This is a genomic window from Wenzhouxiangella sp. XN79A, assembly GCF_012272825.1.
Taxonomy (GTDB): domain Bacteria; phylum Pseudomonadota; class Gammaproteobacteria; order Xanthomonadales; family Wenzhouxiangellaceae.
On sequence record NZ_JAAWWS010000142.1, the window covers coordinates 19659 to 37679 of the forward strand.

The 18021-nt window shown below is 67.0% G+C and carries 16 protein-coding genes; 7 read left to right on the forward strand and 9 right to left on the reverse strand.

Annotated features, from left to right (window positions below; genetic code table 11):
• Window positions 1-125: 125 nt before the first annotated feature.
• The 3 genes from HFP89_RS06170 (at window position 126) to HFP89_RS06180 (ending at window position 3423) form a co-directional block, all read left to right on the forward strand.
• Window positions 126-1727: an alpha/beta fold hydrolase gene (locus HFP89_RS06170; RefSeq protein ID WP_168716773.1), complete on the forward strand. Its 1602-nt coding sequence runs from the start codon at window positions 126-128 to the stop codon at window positions 1725-1727.
• Between the two features lie 539 nt (window positions 1728-2266).
• A complete protein-coding gene (locus HFP89_RS06175) occupies window positions 2267-2995 on the forward strand; it encodes a TlpA disulfide reductase family protein (RefSeq protein WP_168716774.1) in 729 nt (242 codons plus the stop codon).
• 110 nt (window positions 2996-3105) lie between these two features.
• Entirely contained in the window at window positions 3106-3423 is a 318-nt protein-coding gene (locus HFP89_RS06180) for a potassium channel family protein (protein ID WP_168716775.1), read from the forward strand.
• A 448-nt stretch (window positions 3424-3871) separates the two neighbouring features.
• On the opposite strand, the gene HFP89_RS06185 is transcribed toward HFP89_RS06180, so the two are convergent.
• Both HFP89_RS06185 and HFP89_RS06190 read right to left on the reverse strand, forming a co-directional pair.
• Window positions 3872-6664 (reverse strand): bifunctional aconitate hydratase 2/2-methylisocitrate dehydratase, encoded by a 2793-nt coding sequence (locus tag HFP89_RS06185; RefSeq protein WP_168716776.1) that lies wholly within the window; start codon window positions 6662-6664, stop codon window positions 3872-3874.
• A 552-nt stretch (window positions 6665-7216) separates the two neighbouring features.
• Window positions 7217-7876, reverse strand: a complete 660-nt coding sequence (locus HFP89_RS06190; RefSeq protein WP_168716777.1) for a hypothetical protein — start codon at window positions 7874-7876, stop codon at window positions 7217-7219.
• A gap of 218 nt (window positions 7877-8094) precedes the next feature.
• Between HFP89_RS06190 and HFP89_RS06195 the strand changes: the two genes are divergently transcribed.
• Window positions 8095-8739, forward strand: coding sequence for a redoxin domain-containing protein (locus tag HFP89_RS06195; RefSeq protein ID WP_168716778.1), 645 nt, complete (start codon window positions 8095-8097; stop codon window positions 8737-8739).
• Window positions 8740-8822: 83 nt separating this feature from the next.
• On the opposite strand, the gene HFP89_RS15790 is transcribed toward HFP89_RS06195, so the two are convergent.
• The 3 genes from HFP89_RS15790 to HFP89_RS06210 form a co-directional block, all read right to left on the reverse strand.
• Entirely contained in the window at window positions 8823-9341 is a 519-nt protein-coding gene (locus HFP89_RS15790) for a high-potential iron-sulfur protein (protein ID WP_206212246.1), read from the reverse strand.
• 164 nt (window positions 9342-9505) lie between these two features.
• Window positions 9506-9823 (reverse strand): hypothetical protein, encoded by a 318-nt coding sequence (locus tag HFP89_RS06205; RefSeq protein ID WP_168716779.1) that lies wholly within the window; start codon window positions 9821-9823, stop codon window positions 9506-9508.
• A gap of 46 nt (window positions 9824-9869) precedes the next feature.
• Window positions 9870-10877 carry a sodium-dependent bicarbonate transport family permease gene (locus HFP89_RS06210; RefSeq protein ID WP_168716780.1) on the reverse strand — a complete coding sequence of 336 codons (1008 nt, stop codon included), beginning with the start codon at window positions 10875-10877 and terminating at the stop codon, window positions 9870-9872.
• A 119-nt stretch (window positions 10878-10996) separates the two neighbouring features.
• On the opposite strand from HFP89_RS06210, the gene HFP89_RS06215 reads away from it, so the two are divergent.
• Window positions 10997-11884 carry a LysR family transcriptional regulator gene (locus tag HFP89_RS06215; RefSeq protein ID WP_206212247.1) on the forward strand — a complete coding sequence of 296 codons (888 nt, stop codon included), beginning with the start codon at window positions 10997-10999 and terminating at the stop codon, window positions 11882-11884.
• Between the two features lie 28 nt (window positions 11885-11912).
• Here the strand turns inward: HFP89_RS06215 and HFP89_RS06220 are convergent, their stop codons facing one another.
• Together HFP89_RS06220 and HFP89_RS06225 are read right to left on the reverse strand one after the other, a co-directional pair.
• Window positions 11913-12233 carry a cupin domain-containing protein gene (locus HFP89_RS06220; RefSeq protein WP_168716782.1) on the reverse strand — a complete coding sequence of 107 codons (321 nt, stop codon included), beginning with the start codon at window positions 12231-12233 and terminating at the stop codon, window positions 11913-11915.
• A 140-nt stretch (window positions 12234-12373) separates the two neighbouring features.
• Window positions 12374-12748: a DUF6746 family protein gene (locus HFP89_RS06225; RefSeq protein ID WP_168716783.1), complete on the reverse strand. Its 375-nt coding sequence runs from the start codon at window positions 12746-12748 to the stop codon at window positions 12374-12376.
• Window positions 12749-12956: 208 nt separating this feature from the next.
• On the opposite strand from HFP89_RS06225, the gene HFP89_RS06230 reads away from it, so the two are divergent.
• Both HFP89_RS06230 and HFP89_RS06235 read left to right on the forward strand, forming a co-directional pair.
• On the forward strand, window positions 12957-13499 hold the full coding sequence (locus HFP89_RS06230) for a hypothetical protein (protein ID WP_168716784.1): 543 nt from the start codon (window positions 12957-12959) through the stop codon (window positions 13497-13499).
• A 148-nt stretch (window positions 13500-13647) separates the two neighbouring features.
• The gene (locus HFP89_RS06235) at window positions 13648-14397 is read left to right on the forward strand and encodes an META domain-containing protein (protein WP_168716785.1); all 750 of its coding nucleotides are present in this window, start codon (window positions 13648-13650) and stop codon (window positions 14395-14397) included.
• A 54-nt stretch (window positions 14398-14451) separates the two neighbouring features.
• On the opposite strand, the gene HFP89_RS06240 is transcribed toward HFP89_RS06235, so the two are convergent.
• Entirely contained in the window at window positions 14452-17037 is a 2586-nt protein-coding gene (locus HFP89_RS06240) for a PD40 domain-containing protein (RefSeq protein ID WP_168716786.1), read from the reverse strand.
• A 136-nt stretch (window positions 17038-17173) separates the two neighbouring features.
• Window positions 17174-17686, reverse strand: coding sequence for a hypothetical protein (locus HFP89_RS06245; protein ID WP_168716787.1), 513 nt, complete (start codon window positions 17684-17686; stop codon window positions 17174-17176).
• Between the last annotated feature and the right edge of the window lie 335 nt (window positions 17687-18021).

Genomic DNA, 18021 nt, shown 5'->3' on the forward strand with positions numbered 1-18021 from the left:
GCGGCCCGTTCGACCCCGATTCCTGCCTATCATGGAGCCAGCTCAGGATGGATGGACCCGATGAACCAGTCAGGCTGCGTGGTACCGACCCGAACGGCGGTCGCCGGAAGCACGGGGGGGGCGGAATGACGGTCGCGGGGAGGTCGAAGCGCAGGCGGATCCTGCTGGCCGTTGCCACGGCGCTCGCGCTGGTCTCGATCGCGTTCGCGCTGGCCCGGCTGTGGCAGGCCCAGGCCGGGGTCGAGGCCGAGCGCAGCTGGCTGGGCCCGACGCCGGTCACCGTGTATCGACCCGCGGCGGAGTCCGGCGCCGCGCCCACCGAGGCGCCGACGGCGCCGACCGCCGACGGGCTGCCGGTGGTACTGATCTCGCACGGCTTCGCCGGGTCGCAGCAGCTGATGGAGGCCTTCGCGTACTCGCTGGCGCGCAACGGCTACCTCGCGGTCACGTTCGACTACTACGGTCACGGACGCAACCTGGAGCCGCTGGCCGGCGACGTGATGGATGTCGAGGGCGCGACCCGGACCCTGGTCGACCAGACCGCCGCCGTGGCCGAGTACGCGCGCTCCCTGCCCGGTGCCGGGCAGCGCTTCGCGATCCTGGGCCACTCCATGGCCTCCGACATCATCGTGCGCTACGCCGACGCCGACCCCGGGGTGGACGCGGCGGTGGCCATCTCGCTGTTCTCGCCGGCCGTCACCGAGTCTTCCCCGGAGAATTTCCTCGTCATCGTCGGCGCACTCGAAGGCCGACTCAAGGACGAAGCGCTGCGGGTGGTCGGGCTGGTCGCTGACGACCCCGAGCCGGGCGTGACCTACGGCGAGTTCGACGACGGCAGCGCCCGCCGGGCGGTGTTCGCGCCGGGCGTCGAGCACGTCGGCGTGCTGTACAGCCCGACCAGCCTGGAGGAAACCGTGAGCTGGCTGGATCATTCGTTCGGCCGTGCGCCGGGGCCGTACGACGATGCGAACGACGGTCGCGGCTCGGCGATCCTGATGCTGTTCGCGGGGCTTGTGCTGCTGGCCTGGCCGCTGTCCAGGCTGCTGCCGCAGGTCGTCGAGCCCGCGCGGGGCCTGAATCCGCGCTGGCGCGAATTGCTGCCGGCGGCGTTCGTGCCGGCCTTTGCGACGCCGCTGCTGCTGTTCGCGTTTCCGGCCGATTTCCTCGGCGTGCTGGTCGGCGGCTACCTGGCCGTGCATTTCGGGTTGTACGGCCTGATCACGGCCGGGTTCTGCATCGGGCTACGGCGGCGCCGGGCGACGCCGGTCGTGGCCACGCGGTCCCGCAGGGTCGGTGCGGCCGTGGTTGCGGCAATCGCGGCGACGCTCTACGCGGCCGGGGTCTTCGGGCTGGCCATGGACCGGTTCGTGACGTCGTTCGCGGTGACCGAGCCGCGCGTGCCGCTGCTGGCGCTGATGCTGGGCGGAACGCTGATCTACTTCCTGGCCGACGAGTGGCTGACGCGCGGACCGGACGTGCCGCGCGGTGCGCACCTGCTGACGCGCTTCTGCTTCCTGCTGTCGCTGGGCCTAGCCGTAGCGCTGTCGTTCGAAGACCTGTTCTTCCTGCTGATCATTGCCGTGGTGATCATTCCGTACTTCCTGATCTACGGCCTGATCGGCGGCTGGGTGTATCGCAGGACCGGCGATCCGCTGGTCAGCGCGCTGCCCAGCGCCGTGGCCTTCGGCTGGACGCTGGCCGTGGTCTTCCCGCAGATGTCGGGCTGAGACCGGCGAGGTGTCGCGCCAGGCGGTGACCAGCAGCGTGAGGGTCGCGGCATGGAACAGCACCGACGCGGGAACGATCGCGGTCAATTGCCAGATCAGGCCGGTGGCCAGCGCCATCGCCCAGACGCAACCGACGTAGCTGACGAGCCGGGTCCGCGGCAGCTCGGGCTTGCCGAGCCGCCAGGCCACGACGGCCAGCGCGGCCAGCGCCAGCGCGCTCTTGATGCCGGCCATGCCGCGCATCAGCAGCAGCAGGTCGGCGTCGCCGGCCCAGTGCGCAGCGGGCGCAACCATCAGAACGGGGGCGGTGATCAGCACCGCGCTTCCGGCCAGCAGCGCCGTGCGCGCTCGGTTCGGCGCGGCCTGGATCCATCCGATGTGACGTTCGGCGATCTGCATGGCGGAACTCCCGTCGGTCGATGTTCCGAGCATACTCCACCGCCGATCCGGTTGCCTCCCGGGCCGTATCCGGCCTTCGGCGCCTTGCGGCCGGTCGGTCGGGGTGTCAGGATGGAGCCGGAATCCCCGAGGCCGTGCCGATGATTCGCCCGATCCTGCTGTTATCGATCCTGCTGATGGTGTTCCTGGTGCCAACCCACTCGACGGCCGGCGAAGCCGTCCGTCCGATCGAGGGCTGGGACGACTATCGGGATCGTCTGCTCGAAGACGGGTATACCGAGGCCGACGCCGACGCGTGGATCGATTCGGTTCTGGGCAGCCTGCGCACGATGGACCGCGACGCCGGCGCGGATCGCATCGGCGTGGCCGCCCCGCCGTTCCGCTTCGACGCCTGGCTGAACGTCGAGCCGATGACGCTGGCCGAACTCCGCGGGCAGGTGGTGCTGGTGCGCTGGTGGACCGACACCTGCCCGTTCTGCGCCAGCAGTTCGCCGGCGCTGCGAACCCTTCACGACGAGTTCGGCCCGCAGGGCCTGACGCTGATCGGCGTGTTCCATCCGAAGGCCCGACGCGACGATCCGCTCGATCTTCCACGAGTGCGGCGCGTGGTCGAGCAGCGGGACTTCGAGTTTCCGATCGCCGTCGACTGGAACTGGCGGACCGGTACCCTGAAGGAATGGTGGCTGACGGGGCCGGACCGCCCGGCCACCTCGGTGACGTTCCTGCTGGACCGGCAGGGCGTGATCCGCTTCGTCCATCCGGGAATGGAGTACCACGACGAAAACGGATCGCCAGGCCACGCGATGTGCGTCGACGACATGACCGCGATCCGGCGCCAGATCGAGCGCCTGCTCGTTCAACAAGGATAGACGTCGCTGATTCGATGCGGCCGGCCCGATGAGCCCGCTACGGCTCGGCAGAATCGCTCCGACGTGACGGATCGGCCGTCGCACTGGACGCCCCTGGGGACGAGTTCGCTATGGAGTTCACCTTTTCCTTTCTCTGGAACCTGGCCCGCGTGCTCTGGCTGCTTGCTCCCCTGTTCCTGGGGTTGGGGGCGATCATCGCCGGGCTTTCCGCGTGGGTCGGACGCCGCGAGGGATGGTCCATCGGCGACAGCCTCTACTTCGGTTTCATCACGGCGCTGACGGTCGGGTACGGCGATCTTCGACCGACGACCGGGCGGAACAAGTTCCTCGCCATCGTGATTGCGCTGTTCGGATTGATCACGTCGGGGATTCTTGTCGCAACGGCCGTGGAAGTGGTTTCCATGAGCTTCCGGTCGCGGGCGCACTAGTGCGCCCCGCCATTCATTGTGTAACGTATAGCGAGCCGGAGAGCGTTTGGCTGCAAGGCCTGTCTCGCAGGGAACGGCAGCGTCCTTTCCAGGCGACGGAACGCCGCAGATGAAGGCGCTCCGGTTCGCCCTTCAAGGAGCGCGCCTGAACCGACATTCCGGCGTTGGTCCCTTGTAGAGGGCTGGCCATTCACTGCGGGCCGCGCCTTGCACTGTCGATTCAGGCGCACTCCAGACGTCACACAATGAATGGCGGGGTGCACGCGTCGCGACTTGACCTGGAGAACACCTTGAACTCATTCTCATTGCGTCGACGACGCCCGTTCTGCGGACGTTCCGACATGGCGCGGTCGCGCCGCCGGCACTGCAGTATCCCGGGGTTGGCGGGAACGAACGAGGGGCGCTCGCTGCGAGCGCCCGCCATGTGCTTGTTTGCCGCGCGCGTCGGTCAGAAATGGACCGAGCGGGAATCCAGCGGTTTCTGGTTCGGCGGCGCGAAGGTGGTCAGGTCGATGCCTTCGACCGCCGCGGTGTATTCCTCCAGCGTCGGGGTGCGGCCGAGGATGGCCGACAGCACGACCACCGGCGTGGATGCAAGCAGGGACTCGCCGGTCCTGTCTTCTGCGTCTTCGACGACGCGGCCCTTGAACAGGCGGGTCGAAGTGGCCAGCACGGTGTCGCCCTTCGCGGCCTTTTCCTGGTTGCCCATGCACAGGTTGCAGCCGGGGCGCTCGAGATAGAGGATGTTCTCGTACTGGGTGCGCGCTTCGCTCTTCGGTGCGGAATCGTCGAATTCGAAGCCCGAGTACTTCTGCAGTACGTCCCAGTCGCCTTCGGCCTTCAGCTCGTCGATGATGTTGTAGGTCGGTGCGGCCACCACCAGCGGTGCGTTGAACTTCACCTCACCGGTGTCGCGCTCCAGGTTGCGCAGCATCTGGGCGACGATCTTCATGTCGCCCTTGTGCACCATGCAGGAGCCGACGAAGCCGAGATCGACCTTCTTCTTTGCCTGGTAGTAGGAGATCGGGCGAATCGTGTCGTGGGTGTAGCGCTTCGATACGTCCGGGTTGTGGACGTCCGGATCGGCGATCATCGGCTCGACGATCTGGTCGAGGTCGATGACGACTTCGGCCGCGTAGCGGGCGTTGTCGTCGGGCTTCAGGGCTGGCTTGACGCCGGAGCGGATTTCCTCGATGCGCCGGTCGGCGAGATCGACCAGGCCCTGCAGCATCTGCTTTTCGTTGTCCATGCCGGCGTCGATCATGCCGCGGATGCGCGACTTGGCGATTTCCAGCGACTGGATCAGGGTCCGGTCTTCGGAAATGCAGATCGAGGCCTTGGCCTTCATCTCGGCCGTCCAGTCGGTGAAGGTGAAGGCCTGGTCGGCCAACAACGTTCCGATATGGACTTCGATGACGCGGCCCTGGAAGACGTTCTCGCCGAACGCCTTGAGCATCTGGGACTGCGTGGCATGGACGACGTCGCGGAAGTCCATGTGGTCGGCCATCCTGCCCTTGAACGTCACCTTGACCGATTCCGGGATCGGCATCGAGGCCTCGCCGGTGGCCAGCGCCAGCGCGACCGTGCCCGAATCGGCACCGAAGGCCACGCCCTTGGACATGCGGGTGTGCGAGTCGCCGCCGATGATGATCGACCAGTCGTCGACGGTGATGTCGTTGAGGACCTTGTGGATGACGTCGGTCATCGGGTGGTATTCGCCCTTCGGATCGCGCGCGGTGATCAGGCCGAAGCGGTTCATGAAGGCCATCAGCTTCGGCGTGTTCTTCTGCGCCTTCAGGTCCCAGACCGAGGCGGTATGGCAGCCGGACTGGAAGGCCCCGTCGACGGTCGGCGCGATCACGGTGGCGGCCATGGCCTCGAGTTCCTGCGAGGTCATCAGGCCGGTGGTGTCCTGCGAACCGACGATATTGACCTGCACCCGGACATCGGAGCCGGCATGCAGCACCTTGCCTTCCGGCACGCCCAGCGCGTTGGCGTTGAAGATCTTCTCGACCGCGGTCAGGCCCTGTCCTTCGTGGCTGACCAGCCGCGACGGTGCGAACACGGTCGGGGGTTCGATGCCCAGCGTCTCGGCTGCCAGCGTCTGCAGCTTCTTGCCGAACACCACGGCGTAGGACCCGCCGGCACGCATGAACTCCAGCTTGCGCGGGGTGAACGACGCACGGATATCGGCCAGCACCTGCTCGCCGCTTTCGTCGTAGAGCTTGCCGGTTTTCGAGTTCAGTGTCAGCACGGTGCCGGTGGCGACCGAGTAGACCTGCTCGAGCACCGGGTTGCCGTCGGCGTCGAGCACCGGTTTGCCGTCATCGTCGAGCTTGCGGGCCCAGTTCTTCAGGTCGACGCCGATGCCGCCGGTCACGTCGACCGTGGTCAGGAAGATCGGTGAAATTCCGTAGGTGCCCGCCACGATCGGCGCGATGTTGACGAACGGGACGTAGGGGCTGGCGGGTTTGCCGGTCCACAGGGCAACGTTGTTGACCCCGGACATCCGCGAGGAGCCGACGCCCATGGTGCCCTTTTCGGCGATCAGCATCACGCGCTTGTCGGGATGCGCGGCCTGCAGCGCCTGGATCTCGGCCTGGGCTTCCGGCGAGATCATGCACTTGCCGTGCAGTTCGCGGTCGGCGCGCGAATGCGCCTGGTTGCCGGGCGAGAGCAGGTCGGTGGAAATGTCGCCTTCGGCGGCGATGTAGGTGACGACCTTGATCTCTTCGTCGACCTCGGGCAGCTGGGTGAAGAACTCGGCCCTGGCGTAGCTTTCGAGAATCTCGGTGGCCACGGCGTTGCCTTCGGCGTGGGCGGCCTTCAGGCGGTCGGTGTCGGCTTCGTACAGGAACACCTGGGTCTTGAGTACGTCGGCGGCCTGCCGGGCGAGATCGGCATCGTCACCCAGCGCCAGGTCCAGCAGAACGCCGATCGACGGCCCGCCCCGCATGTGCGACAGCAGCTCGAAAGCGAACGGCACCGTGATTTCATCGACCACCGCCTCGCCCTGGAGGATCGCCTTCAGGAACCTCGCTTTCTCCACCGCCGCCGAGGTCGTGCCCGGCAGGGTGTTGTAGATGAAGAACTGCAGCGAGTCGGTCCGGTGTTCGTGGTCCGGGTCCTGGATCTGGGCAATGATTTCGCGGATCAATGCGCCATCGTCGATGGGCTTCGGGTGCAGGCCCTGGAGTTTGCGCTGTTCGATTTCGGCGAGGTAGTCGGTGTACACGCTCATGGATGGTCGGGCCCTTCGGTGTGGTCTGAAGCGCGAACGCGCCCTCCGAGCGGGCCGTTACGTCGCGCGAGGTCAACCCCGCGATTATAGCCTCGGACCGGGCCCCGGAGCGCCCGACGGGCACGGCGGCGGAGGGCCGCCGGCGCCGGGCCGGCGGCCGGAGCGCTTCGGTTGTCCGACCGTTCGGTGGTGAACACGCCGTTGGGCTGATCGCAGGTAATGGCCGCGAAGCGGGCGAGGAGCGTGCCGAGGCCCGATTCGCTGTGGTGGACGCGACGCGGAACGTCGTCGGGAAAAGACCATCACCGAGCGCACGAAGCCGTCGATGCCGCCGCCCGAGCATGCGGCGGGCTTCGTGGACGTTGACGAACCCGCCTGGCGTAGCCGGCCGGCGACGCAGCGGTCGCTCGATGGAGCCGACGGAACGCGGACCGGCGCGCTGTGCAGGTCGCCGTTGGTGCCGAAGTGCTGCCGTGATCGAGGAACCGGGCCGGGGGCCCGGTTCGCTCATGACGTCCGGGGCCGGCGAGGCCGGCCGGATGTCGGGTCACATCACTCGACGATGACCCCCACGCGAAGCACGTCGACGCTGCTGGCCACGATTTCGCGGCCTTCGATCCAGTCGTCGTCGATCTCGCCGAAGACGTTGACCGAGTCGCCGACGCGGATCTTCATGTAGCCGTCGTCGTCGAGCGGGTTGTCGGCCAGTTCGTCGACTTCGACGGTGAAATCGCCGCCCGCTCTGGTGTGGATCCGGAATTCGTCATCGTCGACCGATTTGACGACGCCGGAGACCTGGACGTAGTCGTCCATCATCCGACCGGACACCATGCCGTACTTGTCGGCGTAGTCCTCGTCGAGGATGAAGGTCGTGCCGATCTTGTCGATGTGCATGGCAGTGGCTTCGAGTTCCCTGCCCTGGAAGAAGTGATCTTCCACCTGGCCGGTGACCGTGACCCGGTCGCCGGGCAGCAGGGTGTAGGCACCGCCGTCGCGGATGTCGTCTTCGATGTCGACGGTCACGGTCTCGGCGCCGACCATCAGGTCGAATTCGTCTTCGCGCTCCTCGACGATGGTGCCGGAGAGCGTGATCGAGGTGTCCTCTTCAAGGCCGCTCAAGGGGCCCGTCTGCTCTTCGGCATGGGCCGGCAGGGCAGTCAGGCCGACGGCGAGTGCTGAAGCGATGCTGGTTGCAAGTAGCTGGTTCTTCATATCGTCCTCGCATGTTGGATGGGAATCGGCATGGCGTATGCCGCTCGATGTCTACGGTGCACGATCGGAAGCCGCGGGATCTTGATCTGGATAAAGGCGTCGAGATCGGTTGCGAACCCGGTCAGGGATCTGCACCCGGATCGGAACCGTGTCGGGCTGCACGCTGTTGCCCTGAAGGTCGAGCCCTGCTGCGATTTCCGATCATCACGACCCTGGCGGTGCCTTGGGCATCGCTTGCCGCCGACGGGATTCCGGTGGTGGAGAGCCGGCACGATGATCGCGATCGACTGCTCGCGGACGGTCGCGCCTCGACCGAGGTCGAGGCGCGGGTCGCGTCGATGCCCGGCTCGCTGGCATCGATGGACCGCAATGCCGGGGCCGACCGGGTCGGAGCGTCCGCACCGACGCTCGAGTTCGATGCCTGGATGAACACCGACCCGCTATCGCTGGAGCCGTTGCGCGGCCGGGTGTTGCTGGTGCGCTGGTGGACCGGCACCTGCCCGTTCTGCGCCGGCAGCGCGCCGGCACCTAGTGCTCTTCACGGGCAGTGTTCGTCGCAGGGGCTGACGGTCATCGGCGTGTTCCAGCCCGAAGGCCGGCCGCGACGATCCGCTCGACCTGCCGCGGGTGCAGCGAGCCGTGGAGCAACGGGGGTTGGAGTTTCCGATCGCGGTCGACCGGCGACCTCGGTGAGCTTTCTGGTCGATGCGCAGGGCGTGATCCGCTTCATGCATCCGGGCATGGAGTATCACGACGAATCCGGCGCCCGCGACCACGCGATGTGCGTCGACGACATGCGCGCCATTCGCGGCGAGATCGATCGATTGCCGGGCGGGCGGCAGCCGATCGCGTCTCCGCGCTGACCGGGTGGCCCATCGCTGCGGCCGGCGCAACGACGGCGAACAGGCGTCCGCGGGCCGGAGGCCGGCCCGGGGTCGCGGCGGAATCAGCCGACCTTGCGCGTATAGCCGCTGCACCAGCCGTTGGCGTTGACGAGCTTGCCGGGGAACAGCTGGCAGCCGCCCCACGCCTCGCCTTCCGCGCCCTGGTACAGCGTGCAGTTGGCGCAGACCTGGCCGGGCCGGTACTGCGGGTACTTCCGGGTGTCGACGTTGGCCACGTCGTGCTTGTAGCCCAGCGCCTGCGCGGTCGGGTCGTCGAGGCCGACCTGCGGCATGTCGCCGGAGTCGGCCGGTTCGGCGGGCTGCCGGGCCATGGCGTCCGGTTCGGGCTCGGGCGTCGGCTCCGGCTGGCGGGACGGCTGCGGCTCGGGCGCGTCGGCCTGTGGCGGGCTCGATGCCGTGTCGTTCGACCGGGCCGGGCCGGCCGGCGGCGGTGCGGCGTCGTCGGAGCATCCGATGATCGCGGTGATCGGCAGGATGGCGGCGGCGGTGCCGAACAGGCGCAGGAAACGGCGCCGTTGTTCGGGGCTGGCTTGCACGAGCGGATCGTTCCGTTTCTTCATGCTGGCTCCTCAAGGGGTAAGACCGCGGAGCCCGAGTATAGGATCGGCTGCGTCCAATGTTCAATCCGGCCTATCGATCACCAATGGCGGTGATCGATGCCGGATCGATCGCGCCTTCAGCCGGTCCGCAGCAGATCCGTGACCACTCGTCGAGCCGGCCCGGCTCAGAACTTGTCCGGCCGCAGGATCTCGACTTCTTCCAGGTAGGTAATGCCCGAGTAGTGGTCGAAGAACTGCTCGGCCACGTCGTCGGCGATGCGGTTGGCCGCGTCCTTGCTGCCGGTGATCACCTCGATCTTGACGTTGCTGAACTCGTCGACGACGTTGGCGCGGTTGGTCGAGCGCACGCCGCGACTGCCCTTGCCGCCGGCGGGCGTGATCGTGTAGCCGCGGGCGCCGGCATTCTCGATGAGCTTCGCCACCTTCTCGACGATGATCTTCTCGGTGATGATGACGACCTTGCTTGCCTTGTGATGATCCATGGGTTCCTCCCGCGCGTTCGGCGCGTGGTGGTGAAGTGCGAGGCTTTCACAGGCCGAACACGGCCTCGGCCAGTGCAATGTACAGCGGGATGCCGATGGCGATGGCCACCGGTGTGCCGATGCTGGTCGACGCCCCGATGTACGACGACGGGTTGGCCGACGGAATCGCCGCGCGCAGCGTCGGCGGGCCGGAGATATCGGAGCTCGATCCGGCCATCACGGCCAGCAGCACCACGCCGCCCGGACTGAAGCCGGTCATGTAATGCGCAATGGTGCCGAGCCCGAATGCGATCAGGCCGTGGACCAGCGGCGCGAAGGCGCCGTAGACCACGTACCAGTGCGCTACGCGCCGCAGTTCGCTCAACCGCGTCCAGGCCTCCATGCCCATGGTCAGCATCAGGATCGACAGGAAGCCCCGGAACAGCGGGTCGTAGAAGCCCTCGAACACCCGTTCGGTATTCGTCAGCAGGCCGAGCAGCAGGCCCAGCAACAGCGCCGACAGGGCCGAGCCGCGCAGGCTGTCGAGAATGATCGCACCGGCATGGACCCGGGCTCGCTTGCCGCCTTCGGTCCTGGCGAAATACATGTTGGCCAGCAGGATCGCCAGGATCAGGGCCGGGATGTCCATGAACGGATACAGTGCCGGCACCCAGGCCTCGAAGCCGACCTCCTGTTCTTCGAGCATGACCATGGCGGCGGCCAGCGTCGAGGCGCTGACCGCACCGAACAGGCCGGCCGTGGCGATGCCGTCCTCGGTCCGCACGCCGGGCAGGCGGGCCAGCGTGAACCGACCGACCAGAACGATCGCGCAGCCGACCACGAAGGCGATGACGGCGGGCAGCAGCATTTCGCCGAGATCGGCCTGGCGGATTTCCAGGCCGCCCTGCAGCCCGATGCGCATCAACAGCATGAACACACAGAACTTGTAGATCGCGTCGGGAATCTGCAGCTTGCTGCCGCAGGCGGCCAGCAGCATGCCACCGATCAGGAAGGCCAGGGCCGGGGACTGGAACTGGGTGATCAGGCGGCCGAAGAAGTCGAGCAGCAGGTCCATCGCGGGGCTCCGTGGGTCGTTCGTGTCGGCTGCGCATGTTGCCCGCGGTCTGTTATTCAGTAAAATAGATTTAAATATAGTTAATGTTCTATAAAAAAGAACGATTGTCGAGAACGGTCATGAGAACGGAACGACTCCGTCGCCTGAACTTCCGCCACCTGCACTACTTCTGGGTCGTCGCCCGGGAGCAGCACCTGACCCGGGCGGCCGAGCGGCTGCACGTATCGCAGTCGGCGATCTCGACCCAGATCCGCCAGCTCGAAGAGGAGCTGGGCCATGCGCTGTTCCTGCGCGAAGGGCGCTCGCTGCAGCTGACCGAAGTCGGGACGCTGGTGCTCGGTTACGCCGACAGCATCTTCAATCTCGGCGCGGAACTCATGGAGACGGTGCGGGCTGGCGAGGGGCAGGACCTGCCCGAGCTGCGGGTCGGCGCCGTGGCGACCCTGTCACGCAACTTCCAGCAGAACCTGCTGCGACCGGTGATCGGCGATGAGCACCTTCACCTGGTGATCGAGTCGGCCAGCCTGGCCGAACTGATCGAACGGTTGCGGGTGCACAGGCTCGACCTGATCCTGTCCAACCGTCCGGTGACCTCCGACGACCACGTGGCGCTGAGCTGCCGGCGCCTGGATCGGCAGTCGGTCTGCCTGGTCGGCCCGCCGCGGGCGGGGCGACCGTTCCGATTTCCGGACGACCTGCCCGGCACGCCGCTGCTGCTGCCGGGCCGAAGCAGCGAGATCCGCAGCCAGTTCGACCTGAAGTGCGAGGAGCTCGGGGTCGTGCCGCGGATTCTGGCCGAGGTCGACGACATGGCCATGCTGCGCCTGCTCGCGCGCGACTCCGGCGCGGTCGCGATGGTGCCGGAGGTCGTGGTCCAGGACGAGCTGGGGCAGGGGCTGCTGCAGAAGTACGGCGAAGTGCCCGATGTGCATGAGCATTTCTATGCGATCACCGCGCGGCGGCACTTCCGCTCGGCGGCGCTGAAAGCGGTGCTCGGCGAGACATGATGCTCGGACCGCCCACGGGGCCCGGGCGTCAATCCGGTTCGCGGAATGCCGGCGGGGAGGTCGCTTCGATGACGGTGGCCGGCTGGGGAATCGCATAGGCGTGCGAGGTGTCCGGCGGAATGACGAAGGAATCCCCTTCGACCAGTTCCAGGGTTTCGCCGTCGACGATCAGCACGATCTTGCCTTTGGCGACGTAGCCGACGATTTCGTAGGGCCGGGTGCGCTCGGCCTTCTTCGCGGTCATGTGATCCTTCCAGATCCTCAGGCCGCATCGCTTGCCCCGGGCCAGCTGGAGATCGCCCAGCGGACCCTGCTCGATGTGTTCACTCCTGAGCACGTCATGGCTCATCGATTGCTCCGGCTTCGAGTTCGCCTTCACCCTAACAAGGCGATGCCGGTGGGCGTGATCGTCCCGTGAAGGGCTCGCGCTCCGGGGGGGCACGAGGCGAACGTTGCACTCCAGCGAAACAGATGGCCCCGCGCTGGAGCTCAGGGCAGGAATCGGCGCGCGTTTTCGAGATAGCGTTGACCGAGTTCGCGGGCCCGCTCGGTGTCGGCGCCTTCCGAGGCCAGGTGAAGTTCCTCGAGCTGTTCTTCGAGCCGGTCGTATTCCTCGTCGATGCGCTCCAGCGCGTTTTCCAGCGTGTAGGTGAGTTCGTGCACGGCAGCGAGATCGGCCGGGGTCAGTTCGCCGCGGGCCAGCACGTCGTCGATGCGTGCGGTGGTTTCGGCGAAATTCTGCCGGGCCTGCTCCAGTGATTCCGACGGCGCGCCGCGGAAATGATCCGGGCGCTCGTCGGCCAGGATCGCGGGGGCCGACAGAAGGGCCGTTGCGAACACGACGAAGGTGACGAAACGCTGCATGGGTGGACCTCGTTCAGATAATGAGAATCGTTCGTATCATTGTATCCTACCCGGAGGCCCGTGTCGCCACCAGGCCGGTCCAGCGCGCCGGCGGGCGCTCTTGATCTTGCAGTCGATCACCACAGTGATATGCTGTTTCCGGCCAGGGTCGAGCGGGCTCGGCCGTCGCTGTCATTCCACCAATGCAATTGCACTCACGGAGTTGTCCATGAAGCGTGTCCTGCTTGTTGTTCTCTTTCTCGGTGTGGCGTCTTCGGCCGTCGCCCAACCCCAGACGTTCGAGTTCTTCCAGACCGGCTTTGCCGAGGGTGCCATGGTGACGGGGTCGTTCACCGGCGAGGACCTCGACTCGAACGGGCAATTGAGCGCCTTCGACAGCGAAATTACCGACTTCCAGATGGCGTTCTCCGGAAATTCGATCGTGGCCGGCTTCACGCTCGGTTTCGCTGACCTCCAGGGCTTGGTGTACGACCTCGACGGCGGTCCGCTCGGCGACGGGCTGACGCTGGATGTCGAAGGGATCGGTGCCGGAGGAAATGACGGCTTTTCCTACGCCGCAGGCCCCGGCCCGGTCGCCGAGTGCGGTATCGGCGTCGACTGCGCCGTTGTATCCGACGGCACCAATGAGGACGTCAGCCAGGAATTCGTCCAGATCGGCGCACCTGCGGCAACGCCGGTGCCGGTACCCGGATGGGCGTATCTGATGATGGTGCTGCTGCTCGCCGCGGTCGGACTACGCTCGCTGCGCTGAGGTCTGCCTGAGTGATCGTTCGATGACGCCTTCGCCCGCGCATCGCCGATCGATGCCCTCGAAGCGGACAGTTGCGGTGCTGCTGTGCGGCGCGCTGATCGGTTGCTCCGGAGGTGACGGCGACGCGCCGGCGTCGTCCGATCGCGCCGTGAGCGCACCGTCAGCCGATCGCGAATCCGGCGATTTCGCATCCCCGACGCCGGCCGATTCCAGCCGGCTGTCGCTGGACTGGTCCGGCACGTATTCCGGCATCGAGCCTTGCCCGGATTGCCCGGATACCGCGGTGACGGTCACGCTGTCGGACGACGGCCGGTTCGAACGAACCTTGCGTCCTCTGAGCGATTCGCCGGTCCCGGACATCCATAGGGGACGTTTCGAGTGGAACGACCGGGGAAGCGCCGTGACGCTGATCCCGGACGACGGTGATCCGGCCTACTACCAGGTCGGCGAGCATCGCCTGTTCCTGCTCGACGGGCAGGGCGAGCGCGTCGTGACCGAGAGCGGTGCCAACGTCGTGCTCGACCAGCACCTGGGAGATCCGCGCATCGAAGGACGCCGCTGGCGCCTGGTGGAGCTGGGCGGCGCGCCGGTCGACGCCGAAGGCCTGCGCGAGCGGCCGTACTTCGAACTCGATCCGGAGGACGATCGCGTGCACGGCAACGCGTCGTGCAACATGTTCAACGGCGCCTACGCGATCAGGAGCGGCCAGCGGATCACCTTCGGCCCGAACCTGGCCATGACGATGATGGCGTGCCCGGACATGGCGGTCGAAGACCGCTTCACCGACGTGCTGACCTCCGCCGACAGTTTCAGCGTGGGCGCGAATGGGGCACTGACGCTGAACCGGGCCCGGATGGCGCCGCTGGCACGGTTCGAGGCGGTCGATTCCGACGGGTGAGCCCGCGCGCGATCGGCTGCTGCGCCGTTGCGGTCGGCGGCGGTGCAGCGTCGGTCAAGGCTGCGGCGTCTCGAAGCCGTCGGCGAAGATCGCGTCGAGGTCGATGCGGTAGATGTCCTGTTCGCCGTTGACCATGGCGGGGACCAGGTTGCTCGCCAGGCTGACCACGTAGATCACGCGGCCGCCGGGCTCGATGGCGGCAGGCTCCAGCCAGTCGTCCGGCGGAGCGCCGTCGACGGTGATCGGATCGACGCGGGTCGTGGCCTGGTCGAGACGGTGGTAGACGTACAGGGTGCCTTCCGGGTCGGCGCGCGCGACGGTCGGCTCGTCTCCCGTGTCGTCGGGAAGTCCTCCCGGGTCGATGAAGCGCCGGAACAGCACCGCGCTGCCGTCCGCCGCGAGGCGCGGTGTTCCGGAATCGTCGACCGGCACCGGGTTGCCGGCTTCGTCGACGCTGACCAGGGACGTGACGCCGGACTGTCGGTCGTGCAGGTAGATCGACGAGCCGGTCACCCCCGGGAAGGCCGGATCGAGATCGCTGGCCGATGAGCGGAACGCGATCCAGCGGCCCGAGGCCGAGATCCGCGGCCGGTTGCTGGCACCGTTGCCCGGCTCGCCGCTCGGGGTGGAACTGATCAACTCGGTGACGCCGAGCTGGCGATCGCGCAGCCAGACCTGCTCGATTCCGAGCGGGCCGCCGGGATTCAGCAGGTCGGCCCGCGATGAAAACACCACGAAGCGGCCGGTGCCGCTGATGTCCGGATTCTCGCTGCGAGCATCGGCCTCGCTGCCGTCGATGTTGACGCTGACCCGCTCGGTGATTCCTGCGGCCAGCTCGCGGACGAAGATGTCGGCATCCCCGTTGCCGTCGCCGGGGACCAGGTTGCTGGCCGTGGAGCGGAACGCCACGGCGCTGCCGTCGGCCGAGAGTACCGGCAGCAGGCTGTCGGCGTCGGCTTCGTCGCCGCTCGAGGAGACGCTGATCCGCACGATCTGACCCGCGGCGATGTCGCGAACGAACACGTCTTCATCGTTGTTCGTATCGCCGGGCACCAGGTTCGGCGAGCGGCTCAGGAAGGCGAGGCGATTGCCGTCGGCGCTGAGCGACGGATCGGAAGCCGGAAAGGAAAGCCGCTCCGGTTCACCGTCGAAACCCAGCGAGGCGACTTCGAGCGCACCCGTCGCCAGGTTCAGCCGGACGATCTGCGTGCCGCCGGGCGAGGCCCCGATGAGGTTTCCGGCATCCGACCGGAAGGCCAGGAAGGCGCCTCCGGCCGCGATCGCGGGCTTGAGGCTGCTGCCATTGCCGATCGGTACCGGCACTGGCGGGCTTGCCCGGGACACCACGGTCGTTCCCTCGCGCGCGGCACCGGTCGGTGTGGCGGTGGAAAACGGCTCGAGCATCAGCTGCAGGTGGCCGATTTCGGGTGGAATCAGGGGGTGGGCGGTGGTCCGGTAGGCCACCCAGCCCTCGTTTCCGGTGCTGGTGATGCAGGGCGTCTGGGGAAACGCCGCGTCGGCCGCGAACCGGGTCAGCGTGTCGGACTGGCGGTCGTAGAGATGGAGCCGGCGTTCGATGCCCGTGAGCCCCGGAAGGAGGTTGTCGGCTTCCGATTCGAACACCACGAAGCGTCCGTCCGGGCTGATGGCGGGGCGCCTCGAGGGGGCGTTGCCGCCGATCCCGTCGACGTCTTCGCTGATCCGGGTGGTGATGCCGGTCTCGATTTCGTGCAGGAAGATGTCGCGCTGTCCGTTCGTATCGAGCGCGACGAGGTTGGTCGCGTCGGACTCGAACGCGATCCAGCCCCCGTCGCCGGAAATCCGGGCCAGTTCCGATTCCCCGTCCGGTTCGGCACCGCCGATTCCCTCGATGCGTGTCGTCGTGCCGAGCGACAGGTCGCGCAGGAAGATGTCGCGCTCGCCGTTGGTGTCATCGACGACCAGGTTGGTCGCGGCGCTCTGGAAGGCCACCCGGCTGCCGTCGCCCGAGATCGTGGGCAGGCTCACCAGGTCGTCGGCACCTTGCCCGTCGATCCCGTCGCTGACCCGGAGCGTGGTGCCCTGGGCGATGTCGCGCAGCCAGACCTGGTCGTCGGCCATGAACACGGCCAGGTTGCCGTCGCCGGACAGGTCCATCGGATCGGCATTGGGCAGGTCGCTGCCGTCCGGTGCGAAGCTGATCGGCACCGTGGTTCCCGTGTCGAGGTCGCGCCGGAAGCCCTGGAACGCGCCGACGACGCCGAGGTTGCCGGCCCGGGAGTCGAACAGCACGTAGCGCCCGTCGCCGCTGATCGTCGGTCCGCCGGTGGAATCGTCGGCCTGTTCGCCGGCGCTGGTGCGACTGACCAGCTGGAGCCCCGGGTCGCCGAGGTCGTGAACGAAGACGTCGAAGGTACCGTTGCGGTCGTCGGGGACGAGGTTGGAGGCGGAGCTGGAAAACACCAGCCGGCTGCCGTCGTCGGAAAACCCGCAGGAGTAGATCCCTCCGGAATTGTCGTTGCCGAACCCGTCGAAGAAGTCCGGGTCGACCGGTGCGGACACGAGCTGGACGGGCTGGGCAACGGCAACGACCGGGGCGATCAGTCCGGCGACCAGTCCGGCGACCAGCAGCAGGCGCTTCGACGAAAATCGTGGGTCCATCTCCGAGGCTCCGGCTCCGCGCTTGCGGTATGCCGATTGGGTTCACGAAGACATACGGATCAGTGCATCGGAACCCTTCAATTCGATCGTGTGCCGGCCCGCTCGGTCCGGGACCGTTCGCCGCAGTTCGACCCGGTCAGCGCTGACCGAGCCAGATCGCGCCGTAGATGACCACGGAAAGCACGATGTACAGAAGGTCGATACGCTGGCGCTTCCGCTCGTCGCTGCGGGCCTTGAACACGTCGAGCACCATCTGGTGCAGCAGGAAGGTGTAGAGCACGTAGTAGAAGAACGGGATGAAGTGGACTGCCGCCGAGAAGTCGCCGGCCTGCTTGCCGAACAGGGCCAGGATCCAGTCGATCTGGGCGTAGATGCCGAACAGGCCGAGGGCGGCGTTGATGAACATCCAGCGCACCCGATCGACGCCGAACAGCGTGACGTAGAAGACCAGGTAGATCAGGCAGGCGAAGCCGCCGTGGAGATAGAGGAACCCGAGCTCCGGGCCGTCGCTGGCATAGGCCATGAAGAACCCGGAGACGCCGAACGCTCCCACGTGCAGCAGGAAGAACGGGTAGATCGTATACCAGGGGACGGTATCGCCCTTTTCGTACTTCTTCCCGTTGATGGTGATGCTGCCCTGGAGTTCCATGGACCCGATCCCGGTGGGTATCGATCCATAGTATGCCCAAGCGTCCCCGACCTGATCGTCCGAAACGCGTTCGGTCACTGAACGCCTTGAAGCCGACCGAGACGGCAGTGTGGCCGAGTCGACAGCGCAAGGCGCGACCCGCCGCGAATGACAAGGCCTTTACTCGGGTCGGAACGTCGGGTCGGAACGTCGGGCCGGAACGCAGCACTGTCGACTCGGACGCACTCCGGAAGGGCGAGCCCGCTTTTCATCGCGATCCGACGCGCTGAACGTTACAGGATCAACGACGGGGTACACTGGGCCGTCGCAGCGTCATTCCAACGGAGGTCGCGTGT

What these genes read in the sequence shown, in the direction of transcription:
- HFP89_RS06170 (WP_168716773.1), top strand. Translation starts at nt 126, where the DNA reads ATGACGGTCGCGGGGAGGTCGAAGCGCAGGCGGATCCTGCTGGCCGTT.
- HFP89_RS06175 (WP_168716774.1), top strand. Translation starts at nt 2,267, where the DNA reads ATGATTCGCCCGATCCTGCTGTTATCGATCCTGCTGATGGTGTTCCTG.
- HFP89_RS06180 (WP_168716775.1), top strand. Translation starts at nt 3,106, where the DNA reads ATGGAGTTCACCTTTTCCTTTCTCTGGAACCTGGCCCGCGTGCTCTGG.
- HFP89_RS06185 (WP_168716776.1), bottom strand. Translation starts at nt 6,664, where the DNA reads ATGAGCGTGTACACCGACTACCTCGCCGAAATCGAACAGCGCAAACTC.
- HFP89_RS06190 (WP_168716777.1), bottom strand. Translation starts at nt 7,876, where the DNA reads ATGAAGAACCAGCTACTTGCAACCAGCATCGCTTCAGCACTCGCCGTC.
- HFP89_RS15790 (WP_206212246.1), bottom strand. Translation starts at nt 9,341, where the DNA reads ATGAAGAAACGGAACGATCCGCTCGTGCAAGCCAGCCCCGAACAACGG.
- HFP89_RS06205 (WP_168716779.1), bottom strand. Translation starts at nt 9,823, where the DNA reads ATGGATCATCACAAGGCAAGCAAGGTCGTCATCATCACCGAGAAGATC.
- HFP89_RS06210 (WP_168716780.1), bottom strand. Translation starts at nt 10,877, where the DNA reads ATGGACCTGCTGCTCGACTTCTTCGGCCGCCTGATCACCCAGTTCCAG.
- HFP89_RS06215 (WP_206212247.1), top strand. Translation starts at nt 10,997, where the DNA reads ATGAGAACGGAACGACTCCGTCGCCTGAACTTCCGCCACCTGCACTAC.
- HFP89_RS06220 (WP_168716782.1), bottom strand. Translation starts at nt 12,233, where the DNA reads ATGAGCCATGACGTGCTCAGGAGTGAACACATCGAGCAGGGTCCGCTG.
- HFP89_RS06225 (WP_168716783.1), bottom strand. Translation starts at nt 12,748, where the DNA reads ATGCAGCGTTTCGTCACCTTCGTCGTGTTCGCAACGGCCCTTCTGTCG.
- HFP89_RS06230 (WP_168716784.1), top strand. Translation starts at nt 12,957, where the DNA reads ATGAAGCGTGTCCTGCTTGTTGTTCTCTTTCTCGGTGTGGCGTCTTCG.
- HFP89_RS06240 (WP_168716786.1), bottom strand. Translation starts at nt 17,037, where the DNA reads ATGGACCCACGATTTTCGTCGAAGCGCCTGCTGCTGGTCGCCGGACTG.
- HFP89_RS06245 (WP_168716787.1), bottom strand. Translation starts at nt 17,686, where the DNA reads ATGGAACTCCAGGGCAGCATCACCATCAACGGGAAGAAGTACGAAAAG.